The sequence below is a fragment of the Paenibacillus sp. S150 genome (genome assembly GCF_019352175.1).
In the GTDB taxonomy this organism is placed as follows: Bacteria; Bacillota; Bacilli; order Paenibacillales; family Paenibacillaceae; genus Paenibacillus_AQ.
In genome coordinates this window covers 18230-38645 of sequence record NZ_JACBYI010000007.1, presented here as the reverse complement: position 1 = coordinate 38645, position 20416 = coordinate 18230, and the positions used below count along the sequence as shown (strand labels likewise).

Below are 20416 nucleotides of genomic sequence, written 5' to 3'. Positions count from 1 at the left end.
AGGTTAAAAAGCTTTAAATGACCCGCCGGCAAGGCGGTTTGGGAGGATATAAATGAACGAGCAAGGAATACGCAGGGAAGACGTGGAGCTGCTGGCACCGGCGGGCGACTGGGACTGCATGCGTGCGGCGGTGGCGAACGGGGCGGACGCTGTCTTTTTTGGCGTAGAGAAGTTTAATGCACGGGCGAGAGCGAACAACTTCCGCATGGACGAGCTGCCGGAGATTATGGCATTTCTGCACAGCTACGGCGTGAAGGGGTTCCTGACCTTTAATATATTGGTGTTTGAGAATGAGCTGTCTGATGCCAAGGAACTGATCGGCGCTTGTGCGGATGCAGGTGTGGACGCGGTGATTGTACAGGATTTGGGGCTGGTCAAAATGATCCGCGAGATCTCCCCGGACTTCCCGATCCACGGTTCCACGCAAATGACGATCACATCGCCGGAGGCGGTGGAATTTACGAAGCCCTGGGGGCTGGAGCGCGTAGTGCTTGGCCGCGAGAATAACCTGAAGCAAATCCGCACCATTGGGGAGCAGGCCCGCCTGCCGATGGAGGTTTTTGTGCATGGCGCGCTGTGCGTCTCCTATTCAGGCCAGTGTCTGACTTCGGAAATGTGGGGCGGACGCTCCGCCAACCGCGGTGAATGTGCGCAGGCCTGCCGTCTGCCGTATGACCTGATGGTGGATGGCGAGATTAAGCCGATGGGCGATGTAACCTATCTGCTGTCGCCTAAGGATCTGGCGGCAATTGATCTCATGCCGGAGCTGATCGAAGCAGGAGTAACCTCCTTCAAAATTGAGGGCCGTCTCAAAAGCCCGGAGTATGTGGCGAACGTGGTGGGCAAGTACCGCAAGGCGATTGACCGGTATTTTGAGGGGAATTGGTCACCTGCCTCCAGGGAAGACATCCGTGAGCTGCAGCAGAGCTTCTCCCGCGGCTTCACACATGGGTTCCTCGAAGGAACGAATAACAAAAAGCTGGTGGACGGCACTTTCCCGAAAAGCCGGGGTGTGTACATGGGGACCGTTGAACAAATTCTGCGCGATGGTGTAGTTTGCCGCATTCATGCTCCGCTGAAGCGCGGGGACGGCATCGTGTTTGACGCCGGTGATCCGGCGAAGAAAGAAGAAGGAGGCCGTGTCTACGATCTGCGCCGCAAAGGCGTGAAGCTGGAGGGCGAAGCCGGGGAAGGCTGGATCATCGATATCGTGCCTGGCCGGAGCGATGTGGATCTGCGCCGTTTGCATGTGGGCGACCGCATCTGGAAGACGAATGACCCGGCGCTCGACAAGGCGCTGCGTCAGACCTATGAGACCGGGAAGCCCTACCGGGTCTTCCCGGTGCATGTGAAGGTGGAGGGGCGCGCAGGCGCGCCCCTGGCCACCTGGTGGACGGACGTTCAGAAGAACGTCACCGTCCGTGTGGACTCGGAGCTTCTGCTGGAAGCCGCGCAGAAGCGTCCGATGGATGCCGCCCTGCTGGAAGAGCAATTCGGCCGCCTGGGCGGGACCGTGTTCCAACTGGAGGCATTGGAGCCGCACCTGGAAGGCGGCGTGATCGTGCCTATGCGCGAGTTGAACAGCATCCGCCGCCGCGCGGTGGAGCTGCTTGCGGGCGAGCGCCCGAAGCCTCCCGTGTACGTGAAACGGGAGGTGGAGGTCTACAGCGGCGCCTCCCGCAGGGGCGCCGCGGGCCTGCGCGGTGAAGCGGAGCTTACCGCGCTGTGCCGCAGCCTGCCGCAGGTGCAGGCTGCGCTCGAAGCCGGCGTAACGAGTATTTACGCCGATTTCGAGTTCATCAAGCAGTTCCCGGCAGCGGTGGACGCTGTACGGGCTGCGGGGGCCAGCATTGCGCTGGCCACGCCGCGCATCCATATGCCCGGCGAGAACGGGTACCATGCCAATATCCTGCGGTTGCAGCCGGATGCGGTCCTGGTACGCAATACAGGCGCGCTCTATTACTATCTGAAGCGCCGCATGGAGCAGCCGGATGCCGTGCATCCGCGCCTGATCGGCGATTTCTCGCTGAATATCGCCAATCACAAAGCGGTGGACCTGTTCCTGAATGCGGGCTGCGATGCCGTAACGCCGTCCTATGACCTGAACATCCAGCAGATGGTAGACCTGCTGGAACACAGTGATACCTCGCGTATGGAGGTCGTGATCCACCAGCATTTGCCGATGTTCCACACGGAGCACTGTGTGTACTGCACCTTCATGAGCGAAGGCACCGACTACACGAACTGCGGACGCCCCTGCGAGGAGCAGCGTGCTTCCCTTCAGGACCGGATCGGCATGGCTCATCCCGTCCGCGTAGACGAAGGCTGCCGCAACACCGTGTACAACGCCGTAGAGCAGTCCGGTGCGGAATACCTGAACAATTTCCGCGAGCTTGGGGTTTCCTCTTTCCGGGTCGAGTTTCTGGAAGAAACGCCGGAGCAGGTCGCTGAGGTTATCAGCCTCTACAGCCGTGCGCTGCGCGGGGAGATTTCCGGCACGCAGGTATGGAAAAGCCTGAAGGCAACCAACCAGCTTGGGGTAACCCGCGGACAGCTGGTTAACGCGAAGTAGCCTGAAACTATTGCACAGCGGCGCCTTGCCGTTTTTGCCATTGGAATTTCGCCGGCACTGGCACTATCGCTGCTGAATTTCTGTCCATGGCCAGTGTGCCTGGAGGGCCTTGCAGACAAGCCCCCGGCACATTGGCCCTTTTTGCAATATAGCTGTCTCGCTATCATTATCCTTCAATCCTCACTGGAACTGTACATGCAAGTCTTGCAGATTATTGCAATTCCGGAAGAAGCGCTCTGCCAAAAATCGCCCATAACTGCTATAATTAAAATAAATATGCCATTTTCCTATTACAATTGCTGATCCGGAAATGAGAAGAAGATTATAGAAGGAGCCATGTCATGAAGATCCGTAAAGCCATTATTCCCGCCGCCGGTCTTGGGACCCGATTTCTGCCCGCTACCAAAGCTATGCCCAAAGAAATGCTGCCGATCGTAGACAAGCCAACCATCCAGTATATTGTGGAAGAAGCGGTCGCTTCGGGGATCGAGGATATCATCATCGTAACGGGGAAGGGCAAACGGGCGATCGAAGACCATTTCGACAATTCTTTCGAGCTGGAGTTCAATCTGGCGGAGAAACAGAAGTGGGAGCTGCTGGAGTCTGTACGCAAATCCTCGGAAATGGCCGACATCCACTATATCCGCCAAAAAGAACCGAGAGGCCTCGGACATGCCATCTGGTGTGCCCGCAAATTTATCGGCAATGAGCCGTTTGCCGTTCTGCTCGGAGACGACATCGTAGAAGCGGACAAGCCTTGCCTTAAGCAGATGATTGAAATTTACGAGCAATACAAGTCGTCCATTGTCGGAGTTCAGCAGGTGCCCTGGGAAGAGGTTTCCCGTTACGGGCTGGTGGATGGTTCGGTATTGGCCGACCGGGTCTATAAGGCCAACCGGCTGGTGGAGAAGCCGAAGCGGGAGGACGCGCCTTCCAACCTTGCCATTCTGGGACGGTATATCCTGACTCCGCGTATTTTTGACATGCTCGGCGAACAGCAGGTAGGCGTCGGCGGAGAAATCCAGCTTACGGATGCGATCTCCCGATTAAGCGAGGTTGAACGAATTATTGCTTATGACTTCGAAGGCAAACGCCATGACGTCGGCGAGAAAATGGGCTTTATTCAGACGACCATCCACTATGCGCTTCAGCATGAGGAGCTCAAGGAGGGCCTGCTGGAATACCTCAAAGAGGTGATCGACAGCGAGGTGGAGAAGGCGGCCCCCCATCCAATTGTTGTCGAATAAAGAGCGCTTCACTGAAACCGGTAAGCGGAGCGCTCTATGACTGTACCTGTCCTCTTATCGTTTCACAAAAACGGAGCCATCCTTTAATAAAGGACAGCTCCGTTTTGCTTATAATCGCAATGATTCAGTACTGTGTAGCCGCAATGGCATCAATCTGGGCGGCTTCGGCAGGGTCTGCTGCAATCAGCTTGTCATAAACCGTCTGGTCTTGAGCGAGGTTAGCCTTCTTCAAGGCCGCCAGGTACCAACGGGCAATCTCGCGGTTAGCGGCATCATTATAATCCTCGCTTAGCCCAAACTTCAAGGTCTCCGCCGCAGCCTGGACCTGACCGGCCATCAGCTGGATTCTGCCTGCGTTCAGCGCAATCGCCGGTGGAAGGGATGACTGTCCCTGCAGATCTGCGAGCAGCTGGTTATAGGCGTTAAGGCCGACATTAAGATATGCAGTCTTACCGTCGGCATCCTGGTTCGAGAAAGCCTGCTGGGCCAGCTCATACGAGCGGGCAATGAACGCACTGTACCACTCCGCATCCCACAGGGTTCCACTGCTCAAGACATCGGCATAATTGTCACCTAGTCCAAGCTGCAGGGTTGCAACTATATCATCTTCTTGTCCCGACAGCTGCTGCAATTTGGCGGCATTCAGCGCAATCGTTGGCGTTACCGAGAAAGGACGGCCTTGCAGCTGTTCAGGAGGCAATGTTTTCAGATGCTCTACACCGTCTGCCACATGTTTGAATGCATCCAGACCAGTCGTCAGGTACTCCTGCTTCTTGGCATCGTCATTTTGTGTGATTGCTGCATTGGCCAGAGCGACGGAACGGCTGATCAGAGCATCGTACCAATCGATATCCCAGTTGAACTTAGCTGCATTATCACGATAGAGGGCGAAGGCGAGCTCGCTTTGGTTTTTCAGATCGTAATAACTTGCCAGCTGCTTCAAAAGATTTTTATTGTAAGGCTCATCCTTGAGCGCGCGGGTCAATACACTGTAAGCTTCTTCCAGGTACTGCTCATCTTGGGTCTGTCCATATACCTGCTGATCCATAGCAGAGAGATACGCCGCCGCCTCAGGATGGTAAGGACGGTCCTTTAAGGTGTCTATCAGAGGCGCCTTAAGCTCTTCATAGGATTGGCTCACACCCATCAGCTGCTTGGCCTTCACAGCGGCGCTGCCGGAGCTGATCGCGCTGATCGACAGGAACAGCATGAAGGCCGTGCCAATCGCAAGCACCGCAAGATAACCGAAGCGAAGGCCAGGGGTGTTCCAGTTACGGCGCAGCGGTCTGCTGTCCATCGCTACACCGATTCCGGCGAGACCGACGAAGACGAGGATGCCCATAAACGCATAACTAAGGTTGAAATCCAGCAAGCTGTGCAGAAGAATCGATAATGCAATGATGAAGAAAAAGAATCCATTATGGAATTCGTCCTTCTCACGTTTCAGATACGCTCGGATATATTTATAGAAGATGTAGCCGATAAAGCCCATGAACACAATAAATCCGACAATGCCGACCTCAATCAAATACTGCAGGAAGAAGTTATGCACCTGGCGGCTGGTATAAGGGTTGTTCTGGTATTGCTCGTAGAGTGAGGTCCAGCCTCCGCCCCCGGCGCCAAGAATCGGATAATCTTTGATCACCTTCATGGCATCTTTATAAAAAGTAATACGCTCCAATACACTGTGCTGCTGGAAGTTGATGTTCTCCAGACGCGTCTCCATATTGGCAGGCAGTATGCTGCGGACGCTTGTTCCAATCAGCAGGAAGGCAATGATTCCTACCAGCACCACAGAGAGCAGGGGGAGCCATAGTCCTGCAAGCTTCCGTGTTTCCCAGCTGCCGAGCTTCTTTTGCAGCCAAGGCGCTACAAAGCGCTGTACAAGCCACCCCAGCACGGCAACAACGGCGGAAGCCCCGAGCAGGTATGCCCAGCCTTTGAGTGCAGCGGAGGAAGTGAAGGCGGCGTTCAGCTCAGTTCCCAGATTGGTCAGGGGGCTAGTGACAGCCAGCGACCCGATACCGGCAATACCAAGCTGGATGATCCATAGAATCTGCTGTGCTGGCTTCAGGAACAGCAGCAGCACGATGAACACAACAGGCAGCATGACAAGTCCGCCGCGTGACAGGGTCAGCAGCAGGGACACAATAATTGGAACGAGCATAAAGCCGTGAGTCAGCGTCCCGTACCATTTTTTAGAGCGGACCAGTGCGAAGACAGCCACAAACAAGAAGGCCATCAGGAAGGCGGCATACGTATTCGCATACTGAAAAATCGAGGTCAGACGCAGGCCGTTGGAGTCCGTCATGACCGCATCCAGATATTTGCCGCCGCGTACGGTGTTAGAGAACCAGCCCACCAGCCCGCCGGCCAGTTTCCAGCTGCCCAGCCAGTTCAGCAGCCCGAAACCCACAATAAAATAAGAAATCGCCAATATAGCATTTTGAATGACAACATTTAGTTGCTTTTGCTTCAAGAGATATAACGCTATAATGAATATTGCGATGTACATACTCTGAACAAAGAGAATATTCATCGCCATATAATGCGAAACAGCGACAAACAGCGACAGAGCATAAGTGACAGGCAGCAGAATCGAAGCCGCAACCACCAAATCGCGCTGTTCCTCCAGCTTGAACTTCTTATAGTACAAGCCCATCCAGACCAGCAGCATCAAGCCGCTGAGCAGTGCAGACACATACAAAGGCTTCTCAAAATCAATCTGCTGGCCATTAAACAAACCAACCTGAAACGGGGTCCAAACCAAGAAAACAATGAAAGCAACAACCAACGCCCACACCGGGCCGGATATCTTTTCTACATTTCTCGACTGAGCTGCATTTTTACCGTATACTGGTTTCGACACGTTTTAATCTCCTTTTCCTGTAGGTACGTGGATATTTTAACATATACATAGATCTCCGACCACTTTCTAACTGTAGGTAATATGTAGGGAAGCTAATAAGTAGCTCGTAAATATATTTGGCCTAAGAACCTATCGTTCCAATTGGAACAATAATTCTTAGGCCAATTTCATTGTAATCAATATGTGAAATTCAAATTTGCATCCTTTAAAAGCGGAGCTGTCTCATCTTTAGCCGATAACACTGGCACAACATCAATAGGCCATTTAATTCCTATCGATGGATCATTCCACAGTATTCCTCCATCACAATTAGGCGCATACAGCTCATCGCACTTATATTGAACTTCGACATCTTCAACCAAAGTCATAAAGCCATGAGCAAAACCTTTTGGAATTAGTAATTGCTTTTTATTTTCCGCAGATAATTTAATACCAAACCATTGCCCGTAGTTAGGGCTACCCTTCCGAATATCGACAGCTACATCAAAAATAGAGCCTTGTGTGCAACGCACCAGCTTGCTTTGTGCTTTAGGGTTTAACTGATAGTGAAGGCCGCGCAGTGTTCCTTTGGTTGCTGAGAAGGATTGATTATCCTGAACAAAGTCCAGTGAGATTCCGTGGTTTTTAAATTTGCTCGTACTGTAAGTCTCCATGAACCAGCCGCGGTGATCGCCAAAGACTTGAGGCTCTACAACCCATACATCCTTCAACGCTGTTTCTGTGAATTTCATCTTCTCCACACTTTCTGTTATTTAATATTGTATTTTTCCGGTTGCCACTTTCATGAGGTATTGCCCATATCCGGTTTTACTTAATTTTTGCCCACATTCCCACAAAAGCTCTTTAGTAATCCATCCATTAATATATGCAATTTCCTCTGGGGCTGCAATTTTAATCCCCTGATGATCTTCTATCGTTCTTACAAAGTTAGTAGCGTCAACTAGACTTTGGTGAGTTCCTGTATCTAGCCATGTAAATCCCCGGCCAAGAAGCTCAACATCCAGTTCCCCCATTTTCAGGTATTCCTCGTTAATGGTAGTAATCTCCAGCTCTCCACGTGAAGAAGGTTTAACTTTCTTGGCAATCTCCACAACACGGTTATCATAAAAATATAATCCAGTAATGGCGTAATTTGACTTCGGATGCTGAGGCTTTTCCTCCACACTAAGTACTCTACCTTCATCATTAAATTCAACTACACCAAAACGCTCGGGATCCTGAACATGATACCCGAATACAGTTGCTCCTTGCTCCTTGGTGGAAGCGCGATTCAAGATTTTACGAATTCCGTTTCCATAATAGATATTGTCTCCGAGAATCATGGCAACCGCATCATCACCAATGAATGATTCGCCTAAAATGAATGCTTGAGCTAATCCATCCGGATAGGGTTGCACAGTGTACTGAAGCGATATTCCAAATTGCGAACTCTCCCTAAATAAAGTATGTTTCGTAAATTGATAAATAAAAAACGCTTGAGCACTTCCTTTTCGTTAAATAATCCCACTTGATAGTCTGTCAATAATAAAAATACAATAGTACTATATCATAAAAATCTGAAGGGGAAGGCATGTCTCGACTGAAAGGTTTTTTTGCCGTATACTAAATTCGACTGCTAAATAAGCTGATTTCCATTATTTTACTTTCTGGTATTTATATATAATTTTCTTTTAAGTTTTTTTAAGATTGATAAGAATAAATAAATGAAAGTTGGAAAAAAACAAATGTTCAAAATTTGGTTTCGATCTTTTATTAAACAGCAAAAATTCATTATTCAAATGTCGAAGGATGATTTCAAAAGGAAATATGCAGGATCTTATCTCGGTATTGCTTGGGCATTCATTCAACCCACTATTAATCTTTTGATCTTTTGGTTTGTTTTTCAATTTGGGCTTAAAAGTCAGCCTGTAGACGATGTTCCATTTATTTTGTGGCTTGCAGCTGCTATGATTCCATGGAATTTTTTTTCGGAGGCGTTACAATCAGCGACGAATGCAATAGTAGAAACAAGTTTTTTAGTTAAAAAAGTTCTGTTCAAAGTGGAAATTTTACCAATGATTAAGATTTATTCATCATTATTGATACATTTCTTTTTTATATTATTTTTATTTGCTCTTTTCTCCATTTATGAGTATTATCCAGATATTTATTATTTACAGATACCATACTATTTAGTTTGTTTGTTTGTATTACTTTTAGGTTTATCTTGGATAACCTCTTCTTTAGTGGTGTTTTTGAAGGACATAGGTCAATTAATATCTATGTTGTTGCAGTTCGGGTTCTGGTTAACTCCAATTTTTTATTCATATACAGCATTACCCGAGAAATTTGAATTTCTAATTAAATTGAATCCACTTTACTATATTACAGAAGGCTATAGAGGGATTTTTATTTATCATTTCTGGTTTTGGGAACGCCCACAAATATCAATATATTTTTGGATAATTGCTCTAGTTATCCTTTTTATAGGGCGCTTATTATTTAAAAGACTTCGTCCTCATTTCGCCGATGTTTTATAATAGGGAGGTAAACAATGAACAATATCAATGCACAGGATAACAATAACTCCATATATGAAGGAAAAGAAGTTGCTATTAAAATAGACTCTGTCTCAAAAGTTTATAAACTATATGAGAGTAATTCAGATCGTTTAAAGGAAGCAATCATCCCAGGGAAAGCTAAACGACATAAAGATTTTTATGCTTTGAGAAATCTTTCTTTAAATATTTATAAGGGGGAGTGTATTGGCGTCTTGGGGAAAAATGGTGCTGGCAAATCAACTGCATTGAAAATAATAACTGGAGTTCTCAGCCCATCAAGTGGGAAAGTCAGTGTAAATGGAAAAGTTGCGGCGTTATTAGAACTTGGAGCAGGTTTTAATCCTGAGCTAACTGGGTTAGAGAATATATACTTCAACGGTCATATTATGGGTTTTTCTAGAGAAAATATGAATAATCGTTTGGAATCAATCTTAAGCTTCGCAGACATTAATGACTTTATCAATCAGCCTGTTAAAACTTATTCGAGCGGAATGTTTGCTCGATTGGCATTTGCAGTAGCTATTAATGTTGATCCGGATATTTTGATTATCGACGAGGCATTGTCTGTTGGGGATGTTGCATTTCAGACTAAGTGCTTCAGAAAGATTAACGAATTTATTGAGCAAGGGAAAACAATAATTTTTGTTACTCATTCAATGGACACTATTCTAAAATACTGCACCAGGGCTGTAGTAATACACAATGGTGAAAATGTAGCCGAGGGTACAGCAAAAGAGATGGTTGATGTATATAAAAAGATTTTAGTTAACTTATATGATATAAGTGAAGAAATGAAGATTAACAAAAATACAAAATTGTCTGAAGAAGGAGAATGGAAAAGCAACTTTTCTCTGAATAAGACATTATTAGAATATGGAGATAAAAACGCTGAAATAATTGATTTTGGAATATTTGATTCGGATAATTATCCTTCATCTAAGATTATTAGTGAAGAGCCCGTTGTAATTAAAATGAGGGTCGTTTTTAACGAATATATCAGTGAACCGATTTTTGCTTTTACAATTAAAGATTTAAAAGGCAATGAACTTTGCGGTACAAATACAATGTATGAGAATGTTATAATGTCACCAATTAACCCGGGTGAAATTGTAACAATAGCCTTTACCCAAAGTTTTAAATTACAAAGTGGATTCTACACTCTTTCGCTAGGTTGTACAGGTTTCCATAATGAAGAGCTAGTAGTTTATCACAGATTATATGATGTTCTCTCTTTTGAAGCATCTATTTTCAAGAATATTGTTGGAGTATATGATGTTGAATCATCAGTTGAGGTTTATAAAAATGAAAAATTGAGGGTCATGTTATGAAAGAAAAGATTGGAAATGTATATCTGAACCTGGATTTTTATACAGGGCAAGATGAATATAGTGACGGAGAAATTGAAGATGAATTGCTCTCTATAGTCAAAAAGGGTAAGAGTGAGATTAATAATGTTCTTATTAGTGACCACAGATGGCCAATACTATACCACTTAACTCCCTATCGATACAACTTACTGGAATGGTTTCCTTTTAAAACTGAAAGTACACTTTTAGAGGTAGGTGCGGGTTGTGGTGGAATAACTGGAGTATTATGTGAAAAAAACAAAAAAGTAGTTGCTGTAGAACTGTCTAAGAAAAGAGCTGAAATAAATGCTCATCGAAATAGTGAGCGGGATAATCTTGAAATTATCGTTGGTAATATGGAAAATATGATATTCGAGCAAAAATTTGATTATATCACTTTAATAGGTGTACTGGAATATGCAGGGAAATTCACAAAAGCTCATGATCCATATTTACAGTTTATCAAGAATATAAAAAAATATTTAAAGCCTGGCGGAGAACTAATTATAGCTATTGAAAACAAATTCGGTCTTAAATATTGGGCTGGAAAAAAAGAAGATCATACAGGAATAAGTTTTGAGGGTATTGAAGGTTATGTAGATGACAAAGGGATTAAAACATTCAGTAAAAATGAACTGAAGAAATTAATAAAAGAAGCGGGATTTATGGAAAATGAGTTTTATTACCCAATGCCAGATTATAAAATCCCAACACAAATATTTTCTGACGAGTACCTTCCCGGTTTTGGTGACTTAGATAAAGAATTTCACAGTTTTGATTCCGATCAAGTGACAACTTTTCAAGAATATTTAGCATTTAACAATATTATTGAAAATGCGCAATTTGACTTTTTCGCCAATTCATTTTTAGTGTTTTGTAAAAATTGTGAGGAGTACCCAGTATGAAAATCTTATATTCTAAATTTAGTCGAAATAGACTTCCTTGTTTTCAAATAAAAACTAGTATCCTTAAGGATCAAGGAATTATCTATGTGGAAAAACAGGCTTTAAATAAAGAGGCGTATGCTCATATTCAAAATATATATAACAATTATACTTTATTGCATTCGAAGTATCAGAATGTGGAATTTGTCAGAACAACTAAACTGGGGGAAGATAAACTTCGTTTTGAATTTATTGAAGGAAATACATTGGATGGATTGTTACTGTCATCAATAAGATCTCATGATATGAATCGTTTTTTTAAATATCTGAGAGAATATATTGATCTTTTAAAATCATTTGGAACAAATGTAATTCCAAAATTTCAAGCAGATAATGAATTCCTAAAGGTTTTTAAATTTCAACCTGAATTAGAGAATGTTGAGTGTTTTTCAGAAACAAACGTAGATCTCACCTTTGATAATATTTTAGTAAATAAATCTAATTCTAATAAGGTAATTATTGATTTTGAATGGATTTTAATTGCAAATACTCCAATGGATTATATTATTTTCCGGAGTGTTAGTCGATTGTTTTGGAAGTATGGCAATTATTTGAGAGGGTTCTTGAAGATTGAGGAAGTTTTTAGTGAATTAAAAATTTCAAATATTGAGCAATATCAAAAAATGGAGAGAGGCTTTCAAACGTATGTTTTAGGAAATCGCGAATACGAAATAGGCAGTCAATATCGTCGGCAAACTATCAATTTGTCTGAATTAAAAAATCAAGCTAATGAGTATCTTGTTAGTATAGAGAGAAACGAAGCGTCATTATCAGATACTTTAATGAAAAACGAAGAACTAAAGAGAGAAATTGATTTTGTTAAGCAACAACAAAATGAAATTAACTCGAAGCTCATACATGCTCAATTTCAATCTGAAGAATTCAGAAATAAAGTTAAAAATTTAGAAGAAGTTAACAGCAATCTTATAAGCTCTATACATCAAGCAAAGAATGAAATAGATATTTTAAGTAACTCATTACTAACTGCGGATGTTCATATTTCCAGTATTCTTGAGGAAATAAGAAGGATTGAAGGGACTTGGAGAGGAACTGTTGTAAAGAAAATTATAGGCATCGAATATTTTGGCAAAAGTCAAGAGCTTGAAAAGTCTAATGAAGTTAGGATAGAAGAATATCAGTCGAAACTCGTTCTTAAGAAAAATGAAGAAATTATGGATCTACAAAGCAGATTACAAGAAATGGAACTTAAACTGGAGCAGGTTGGAAAAAGTAAATTATCGGATCAGCTGGAAATTAATCATTTGAAGACTCATTTAACTGAAATATTAGATAGATATCATAATGTTGACCTGCAAAACAAACATTTAGCACGACAAAATCATGAAAATACGGTTAAAAATAAAGAGTTAGTAGATGTATATGAAAGTATTCAAAAAGAATTCCATCAACTGAAACATCAAAATGAGAACTTATTAAATCAGATTTATAAAGGTCTTGGAGAGGAAGGAAATCATTGACTAAACGAGTGCTTGTCTTAAACCCGTATTTACCTACATTAGGAGGCGGGGAAAAACATATGGGGTATCTTTGCAAATTCATAGAATCTTACTATGAGGATGTCACCATAGACATTATGGTTCATAACTATAATAATGTGAATATACATTCCATTGATTATCCTACAATTAATGATTTAGAAGAAAGGTTCGGCATTAGATTGGAGAAGACAAAAATATTGAAAATGGATCTACCTCCGGCTAACACACTGACTAGCCATTATAAAAATAAACGGTATATTGAAAGGATTACAAAGAAATATGATTTGTTCATTAATTTCATGTTCCTTAGTAAACATGTGGGGAAAGCCGAAAAAAACATTTATTTCTGTATGTTTCCTCCTCAAAAATATAAGTTCAGTAAATTTCCACAGAATATAATTGGTAGTTCTTTAGATTTTCAATTCAAGAATAGTTACGATTATTTTATTACCAACTCATTATTTACGAATCATTGGCAGCAACATTATTGGGACACTGGTAAAAAGAACAAACCAATATATCCACCAGTTTTTTCAGAAACTGAAATGGTTAAAGCTGATTTATCGAAGAAGGAAAATGTTATTTTGTCAGTTGGAAGGTTTTTTGTTGGTGCGCATAATAAAAAACAAGACACATTAGTGGATTTTTTCATTGCCAATCATACAATGTTTGAGGGGTGGGAATTACACTTAGTCGGCGCACTATCTAACAATCCGCATGATGTAGATTATGTTAAAAGTATTAAAAATAAGATTAAAGATTATCCTGTACACCTTCATATAAATATACCATTAGTTGAAGTTGATGAGTTATACAGTAAAGCAAAATTATTTTGGCATGCAACAGGACTAGATGAAGAAAGTGACATGTTTCCAGATAAAATGGAACATTTTGGAATTACTACAGTTGAGGCAATGAGTAATGGTGTTGTCCCAATCGTCATTAACAAAGGTGGACAAACAGAGATAGTGAATCATCGAAAAGACGGGTTCTTATGGAATAGTAGGGAGGAACTCCTGGAATATTCCCTTGAATTAATTTCCGACTCCAACAAACGTGAAATATTAGCTTTGCAAGCTATAGAGCGTGCGGAGTTTTTCTCAGTTGAAAATTTCTATAAACATAATGAGGAGATATTCAATGCCTTATAATATTTCAATAGTTATTGTTAATTATAATGGGAAAAAGTATATTGAAAATTTATTTAATTCTTTAATCAACTTAGACAATAAGGAAGTTACATTTGAAATCATTTTTGTTGATAATAATTCAAATGATGATTCAGTATCTTTTTTAACAGAGAAATATCAAAATTTATTACCCTCTTTAAAAATCATTAAATCAGAGATCAATTTGGGCTTTGCTGGTGGGAATAATTATGGAGTTCAATTTGCGGAAGGCGAATATATAGTATTTTTAAATAATGATACGGCTGTTTCCAAAGATTGGATAAAGCAGTTGTGTGATTTCACCAATACGCATTCTGAGGTTGGAATAGTATCCTCAAAGTTAATATTCTTTTATGACTTTATTAAATTAAATATTAAGACGCAAGATAAAGTGTTTTTGTCTAAAAGTGTAGAAATTAACGGTGAAAAATATAAAATCGATGCGAAATTTACAAATAACGTATTATACGGTGAAAATGAAATTACCTGTTTTGGACATACTACTATTTACTTACCACTTATTAACTACAAAGAAACAGGCTGCAAAATTAAATTTGATTATGTGAAATTGAATAATTCAGAAACCGATTTTTGGGTTATTGAAGATGAAAATTTCCCCATGACAGAAGAGCTTGAGTTGGGAGACGACCGGATATCTTCTGGTAAACTGACGCTTATTCAAAACGCAGGTTCTGGTTTGAATGAGAGATATGACGGGTACGATATTGGATTTTGTGAAGTCGATAATCAACAATACAATAAAGTTTATGAGTTGGATTCGTGTTGTGGTGCTGCAATGATGATGAATAGAAAGCTGTTTAATGATGTTGGTGGATTTGACGAACGCTTTTTCATGTATTATGAAGATACTGATCTTGCTTATCGTGTAAAGAATCTGGGACTTAAATTATATTTCTGTCCAACGGCGGTTGTAAGGCATATTCATACAGGAAGTAGCCAAGAGTGGTCTCCTTTTTTTGTATACCATATATATAGAAATAAATTATTATTCATATTCAAAAATTTTTCGTTCTCAATATTTATTAAACAATTCATACGGTATACTCTTCAAGTTTTGAAAGAAATAATTACGACGCGGCAAAAGTATGCTTTGAAGAAATCTAAAGTTAAGGCGATATTTGGTTGTATTAAATTATTACCGTTTTACATGAAAAAAGGAAAAAATAATCGAGGTGTAGTATGAAATTGATTTTGCTCTCTGGAGGTTCTGGAACCAGATTATGGCCTTTATCTAATGACTCAAGATCTAAGCAATTCCTAAGGATATTGAAAAATGATGATCTTAATTATGAGTCAATGGTGCAAAGAGTTTGGAGACAAATAAACAAAGTAGGTTTACAAAATTCAGCTTTTATAACAACTAGTAAGTCTCAGGTGGAGATGCTACAATCTCAGATCGAGAAATGTCCTCCCCTAATTATTGAACCGGAAAGAAAGGATACATTTCCTGCTATTGCACTTTCTGTCTCATATTTATTATCAAGAACAAATATACAAGAAGATGAAATTGTTGTTGTTCTACCAGTTGATATGTATGTAGAGGATGATTTTTTTATTCATATAATTAAATTGGAAAATATGATGGTGAGAAATAAAGCTAACATTTCATTGCTTGGAGTGACACCATCATCTCCAGCCGAGAAATATGGTTATATTATTCCATTAGTTTCTTCTACACTTGATGAATTAATTGAGGTTGACTATTTTGTAGAAAAACCACCAGCACAAGAAGCGCAAAAATTAATTGGAAAGTCTGCGCTATGGAATTGTGGAGTATTCGCGTTTAATTTAAAGTACTTAAAAGATATTATGGAGGATCGTAGTATTCCAAGAGAGTACGAACAACTCCTCTTGGAATATAAGGATCTGAAAAAAATCAGCTTTGATTTTGAAGTTTTAGAAAAAGAGAATCCGCTTTTTGTTGTACCCTACAATGGTGCTTGGAAAGATTTGGGTACATGGGATGCATTAGTAGAAGAAATGGATTCTAAACTTTTGGGTAAAGGTAAAATCTCCAATTGTTCAAATGTCAATTTAATAAATGAATTAGACATACCTATTGTATTAGTGGGATTACAGAATACAATAGTAGCTGCAAGTCCAGATGGTATATTGGTATCAGATATCTCAATGACTCCAAATCTCAAAGATACACTTAGTTCCATAAAAACAAAACCAATGTATGAAGAGCGTAGATGGGGATGGTTTAGAGTTTTGGACTTTACTATAAACGCTAAAAATGAAGAAGTCTTAACAAAAAGAATCTGTATAAAAAAAGGTAAATGTTTGAGTTATCAGAAACATCTCAAGAGAACTGAAACTTGGAATATCATAGGCGGTGAAGGGGAAATAGTATTGGACAATCAACTGATACTAGTAAATGAAGGAAATGTTATAAAGATAAACGCTGGACAGAAACATAGTATTAGAGCCAATGAGGATTTAGAGATCATTGAGATCCAACAAGGTGAACTGGTTGAAGAAGATATCAACAGATATGCTTTAACATGGGAAGAAATAATGAAAACAATTTTATAAGACTTTACGACGAGATAATTTTAAATTGTGAAAACCCATGAAATGCGGAGGTATTTTTAGTGAATAAACCTCGAGTCTTAGTGTTGCTTTCCACATACAATGGAAAAGATTATTTAGAGGAACAACTCGATAGTCTACTGAGTCAAGATGAGGTTCAGATAGAAATCCTGATAAGAGATGATGGTTCTGCTGATTCTACATTGGACATTATACAGCGGTATCAATCGAGATATCGTGGGAGTATCTCCTTATATAGAGGAGAAAATCTCGGAGCGAAAGGTAGCTTTTTTGAATTGATAAAGTACGCATTTGAAAAGGGAATCGATTATGATTATTTTTCATTTTGCGATCAGGACGATGTGTGGAAGAAAAATAAATTGTTTCAAGCCATTAGTTTAATGAATGAAAAAGGGTATGATAATAAGGAAGAGCCCTTAATGTATTGCTCTGTTACACAGATGGTTGACAATGATCTTGCTCCTTTAGCTACCTGGCCTAAAGTTCCTCGTAAGCCATTGACTATGTATAACGCAATGGTAGAAAATGTGGCTGTTGGTTGCACGACTGTGATAAATCGCAGTACTCTGGATCTTATTGCGAATCATCTCCCTCTGAACCAGGATCATGTCATTATGCATGATTGGTGGATGTATCTATGTGTTTCTGTCTTCGGAAAAGTTGTTTTTGACAAAGATCCATATATTCTTTACAGGCAACACTCTGCTAATGTGTTAGGAGGAGAAAATGGATCATTGAAAGCAAGGCTCAAAAATAAATATCAAAACTACACTGCAGGTAAAAATCTTTATATACGTAAGAATCAGATCAGTGAATTTATTTCCTGCTTTTATTCTAAACTAAATTCTGACAATATCAGAATTATTGAGACCTTATTGGAGAAACTTGAAAGACACTGGATTCATCGTATAATGTATACTAGATCATTTCCCTTTTACAGACAATCCTTTGTAGATAATATAATCTTAAAACTCACATATGTTACGGGTAAAATTTAAAGAATGAACCATATAGCTTTCGGCTTTCCTGATTCCTGGTTATTTTACCAAGGAGAGGCGTATATACTGGGATTTATATAATATTTGGATTTATTGGACATGAATAATTACATTTATATCAAAACCCTTGGAGGGAACATGAACTTTAGCTTATTAAATAAAAAAAATTATATTATCACTCTTTTTATATTAATTGTTGTTCTGATTTTTGGCTTGAAGTATGGTGCTGTGTATACAGCTCTAGGTCTTTCATTACTAATAAGTGTTTTTTTTCTTTTTTTTGAAAAAGCTATTCTTCAAGACAAACACTATACTTCTATTGGATTAATAATTAGTAGTGGACTGGGAGCAGTTTTTTTTATTAACGTTTTAAGTCCCAAAGTATTGGATACATCCGCTATAAACTGGCTTTTAAAGAGAGGTGATCCTGCACAGCATTTTCTTGGATGGCATTTTTTTAGAAATGACCCATGGAGCTTTCCACCAGCAGTAATAAATTCATTGAATACTCCTATCGGAACCACTGTTACTTATACAGATTCTATTCCTCTTTTGGCGTTTATATTTAAGGTTTTTAATATATTCCTACCTGATACATTTCAATATTTGGGTTTATGGATTTTAATTTGCTACATTTTACAAGGTTTCTTTAGTTTATTGCTAATGAGAAAATTGACTCGAAACATATCACTACAGATTCTCGGAACAATGTTTTTTATAATGAGTCCCATAATGTTATGGCGTGCATATGGACATGAAGCATTGATGGGCCACTGGATAATTTTGGCTTCATTATATCTTCATAGGTCTCCCTATAATCATCTGAAATGGCTTTTACTATTGTTTATTAGCCTTCTAGTACATCCATATCTATTCATTATGTGTTTTTTAATTTTTGTAGTAAAGGTGTTAGAGATGTTAGTCTCCAAAGATTTAAATTTGAGGATGACTTTTTTATATCTTTTCACCGCAGGAAGTCTAATCATAATTACTCTTTGGTTGATTGGATACTTTTACATAGGTTCATCTGGAACAGCCGATGGTTTTGGTGTTTATTCGATGAATCTTAATTCGTTATTCAATCCTCAAGGATGGTCACATTATTTTTTAAAGGATCAACTGACAGCAACACCTGGACAATATGAAGGGTTTAATTATTTAGGGAGTGGGGTAATCCTGCTACTAATTTGCTCAATGTATACAACGCTTAATAACGGGAAAATTAATATGAAAGGTAAAAAAGGGTTAATAATAATTATTATAATATTTACAGTGACTGCATTAAGTAACGTAATAACCTTTTCGGGGAAAACATTATTTGTGATTCCATTGCCTGAAGCGCTACTGAAATTATGCAGCATAGTAAGAGCATCGGGGAGATTTTTTTGGCCCGTATATTACATGTTACTCTTATTTATATTGTCCTCATTACTAAAAACTATGAAAACCAAGGGGGCTTTAGTTTTTTTTGCTTTAGCCCTATCCATCCAGTTTGCAGATCTTTCGGGAAAATTCAATGATTTTCATAATATGTATGCGAGTGATACAGCATGGGAAAGCCCTCTGAGAACAGATGTATGGGAAAAGATAAATAATGATACCTACCGAAACATTGTTTTTGTTCCTGCGAATGTAAGTAATAATTATGTTGCTTTCTCAATGATAGCAGCTCAAAAAGGTATGACAATAAATGCTGTTTATACCGCAAGAGATGATTTTAAAAAGAAAGAACTTTATAATAACAAGCTAGTGGAGAATTTTAGAAATGGTATTTGGGATTCGAAAAGTGTTTATATAGTTGATAATTTTTTATTTGAACAAACTATTCTAAACAAAAAAGATAACGATTTATTCTTATCAGCGGATGGTTATAATTTATTTATACCAAATGGTGCACTTGATCCACAACTAAATAGCTTGAATATGAATTTATACGGCTTTGATTATAAAGTTGGAAGCATTATAAGTTTTGGTGCTACTGGGAATTCGCATTTGATTAAAGCTGCAGGGTGGAGCTTTGCTGAAGAAAATGCTACATGGACAGAAGGTAAACAAGCGGATTTATTGTTTACCCTAAAAAATCCCGAGACAGATCTTGTATTATCTATGAAGATGTCGCCGCTTCTTGGAGGAGAGATAAAAGAACAACGTTTAATTGTGTATGCAAATAATCAAAAGATTAAAGAACTAAGCATTACGTCGAATGATACTTATCAATTTAGTATTCCAAAAGAAATAATAAGCGATCAACTTAAGATATCGCTGATATTACCAGATGCTTCATCTCCTCAAAGTTTGAAAATGAATGAAGATGAAAGAATACTAGCTCTCTCTGTTGAAAACCTTAGATTAGATCCTGTATCACCCTAACTACATTTGAGGTTAATATAGGGTGAACAAACCTAAAGTATAAATTAAGCTTATATAAAGTAACTAAAGGCTATTAAAAAATTTGTTGTGGTATCTTGCCAGCTTAACATCACAATGATATTGAATACGAAGTATCCGCTTTTATCTTCACCGCTTATCGATGTGGAAAAGTGTATCTCTAAATAGGAAAGGAAATGAACAAAGGTAACGACTTATTAATACCTTTCGGGTGTATTTCTGCGGTATAATAGTCTTGTTAATTAAATAGTGTTCTTACGGAGAGGA

At 40.0% G+C, this 20416-nt stretch carries 13 protein-coding genes and 1 pseudogene; 11 read left to right on the top strand and 3 right to left on the bottom strand.

Features of this window, described 5'->3' with window-relative positions; genetic code table 11:
* The first annotated feature begins 52 nt into the window (after nucleotides 1–52).
* Both HYD27_RS09430 and galU read left to right on the top strand, forming a co-directional pair.
* Entirely contained in the window at nucleotides 53–2572 is a 2520-nt protein-coding gene (locus tag HYD27_RS09430) for a U32 family peptidase (protein ID WP_219214090.1), read from the top strand.
* 341 nt (nucleotides 2573–2913) lie between these two features.
* Nucleotides 2914–3819 carry a UTP--glucose-1-phosphate uridylyltransferase GalU gene (galU, locus tag HYD27_RS09425; protein WP_219214085.1) on the top strand — a complete coding sequence of 302 codons (906 nt, stop codon included), beginning with the start codon at nucleotides 2914–2916 and terminating at the stop codon, nucleotides 3817–3819.
* A gap of 124 nt (nucleotides 3820–3943) precedes the next feature.
* Here the strand turns inward: galU and HYD27_RS09420 are convergent, their stop codons facing one another.
* From HYD27_RS09420 to HYD27_RS09410, 3 genes and pseudogenes are all read right to left on the bottom strand, one after another.
* Nucleotides 3944–6688: an O-antigen ligase family protein gene (locus HYD27_RS09420; RefSeq protein ID WP_219214082.1), complete on the bottom strand. Its 2745-nt coding sequence runs from the start codon at nucleotides 6686–6688 to the stop codon at nucleotides 3944–3946.
* 176 nt (nucleotides 6689–6864) lie between these two features.
* Entirely contained in the window at nucleotides 6865–7419 is a 555-nt protein-coding gene (gene rfbC / locus HYD27_RS09415) for a dTDP-4-dehydrorhamnose 3,5-epimerase (RefSeq protein WP_219214078.1), read from the bottom strand.
* A 21-nt stretch (nucleotides 7420–7440) separates the two neighbouring features.
* Nucleotides 7441–8130: pseudogene (locus HYD27_RS09410) on the bottom strand (sugar nucleotidyltransferase); the annotation flags it as partial.
* A gap of 261 nt (nucleotides 8131–8391) precedes the next feature.
* Between HYD27_RS09410 and HYD27_RS09405 the strand changes: the two are divergent.
* From HYD27_RS09405 to HYD27_RS09365, 9 genes are all read left to right on the top strand, one after another.
* On the top strand, nucleotides 8392–9207 hold the full coding sequence (locus tag HYD27_RS09405; RefSeq protein ID WP_228745062.1) for an ABC transporter permease: 816 nt from the start codon (nucleotides 8392–8394) through the stop codon (nucleotides 9205–9207).
* 14 nt (nucleotides 9208–9221) lie between these two features.
* Nucleotides 9222–10556 carry an ABC transporter ATP-binding protein gene (locus tag HYD27_RS09400; protein ID WP_220101562.1) on the top strand — a complete coding sequence of 445 codons (1335 nt, stop codon included), beginning with the start codon at nucleotides 9222–9224 and terminating at the stop codon, nucleotides 10554–10556.
* A complete protein-coding gene (locus tag HYD27_RS09395) occupies nucleotides 10553–11479 on the top strand; it encodes a class I SAM-dependent methyltransferase (RefSeq protein WP_219214075.1) in 927 nt (308 codons plus the stop codon). The genes HYD27_RS09400 and HYD27_RS09395 overlap by 4 nt, the downstream gene beginning before the upstream one ends.
* Nucleotides 11476–12996 carry a coiled-coil domain-containing protein gene (locus HYD27_RS09390; RefSeq protein ID WP_219214071.1) on the top strand — a complete coding sequence of 507 codons (1521 nt, stop codon included), beginning with the start codon at nucleotides 11476–11478 and terminating at the stop codon, nucleotides 12994–12996. Before HYD27_RS09395 ends, HYD27_RS09390 begins: the two co-directional genes overlap by 4 nt.
* Complete coding sequence (locus tag HYD27_RS09385; protein WP_219214069.1) at nucleotides 12993–14168, top strand: glycosyltransferase family 4 protein; 1176 nt, start codon at nucleotides 12993–12995, stop codon at nucleotides 14166–14168. Before HYD27_RS09390 ends, HYD27_RS09385 begins: the two co-directional genes overlap by 4 nt.
* The gene (locus HYD27_RS09380; protein WP_219214066.1) at nucleotides 14158–15390 is read left to right on the top strand and encodes a glycosyltransferase family 2 protein; all 1233 of its coding nucleotides are present in this window, start codon (nucleotides 14158–14160) and stop codon (nucleotides 15388–15390) included. The genes HYD27_RS09385 and HYD27_RS09380 overlap by 11 nt, the downstream gene beginning before the upstream one ends.
* On the top strand, nucleotides 15387–16745 hold the full coding sequence (locus tag HYD27_RS09375; RefSeq protein ID WP_219214063.1) for a sugar phosphate nucleotidyltransferase: 1359 nt from the start codon (nucleotides 15387–15389) through the stop codon (nucleotides 16743–16745). The genes HYD27_RS09380 and HYD27_RS09375 overlap by 4 nt, the downstream gene beginning before the upstream one ends.
* A gap of 59 nt (nucleotides 16746–16804) precedes the next feature.
* Nucleotides 16805–17761 (top strand): glycosyltransferase family 2 protein, encoded by a 957-nt coding sequence (locus HYD27_RS09370; protein ID WP_219214059.1) that lies wholly within the window; start codon nucleotides 16805–16807, stop codon nucleotides 17759–17761.
* Between the two features lie 99 nt (nucleotides 17762–17860).
* Nucleotides 17861–20131 (top strand): DUF6311 domain-containing protein, encoded by a 2271-nt coding sequence (locus HYD27_RS09365; RefSeq protein WP_219214056.1) that lies wholly within the window; start codon nucleotides 17861–17863, stop codon nucleotides 20129–20131.
* Nucleotides 20132–20416 lie beyond the last annotated feature (285 nt).